Here is a 552-nt window from a genome sequence, read left to right on the forward strand (position 1 = left end):
AGGCGAAGCCGCCGGTGCCGTACACGAGGGTACGGTCGAATGCGTAGCCGAGGCGGCCGCGCACGGTGCCGCAGTAGTCGAGGCTCGACAGGCCGCGCGGGTCGGTGACGTAGTAGCCGGCGGCCAGCGCGCCGCGGGTGATGAAGGCGCTGTTCCGGTTACGGCCGAAGCCGAGGTACTGGGCGTCGGCCTCGATGCCGAGGACGACGCCGGAGCCCGCGGTGAACAGGTCGGTGTAGCCGATCTGGCCACCGCCGGAGAAGCCGTCCTGGCTGCGGCGGTGGCCAGATCGGCTACAACTACCAGTTCACCCCGGGCTCCGGCGTCGTCGTCGGCATCGAGGCCGACGCCCAGTACCTCGACTTCGGCCGTAACCGGAACAGCGCCTTCATCACCGGCGGCGCGCTGGCCCCCGGCTACTACGTCACCGACCCGCGCGGCCTGTCGAGCCTCGACTACTTCGGCACCGTGCGCGGCCGCCTCGGCTACGCCTTCGACCGTACCCTCGTGTACGGCACCGGCGGCTTCGCCTACGGCTCGGGCTCCTCGGAT

Annotated in this window: 1 pseudogene; it reads left to right on the plus strand. The window is 71.2% G+C overall.

Annotated elements, in window-relative coordinates:
* Positions 1-252 precede the first annotated feature (252 nt).
* Positions 253-552, plus strand: a pseudogene (locus tag MKK88_RS30840) (outer membrane protein); the annotation flags it as partial.

It is taken from the genome of Methylobacterium sp. E-005, assembly GCF_022829725.1.
GTDB lineage: Bacteria > Pseudomonadota > Alphaproteobacteria > Rhizobiales > Beijerinckiaceae > Methylobacterium.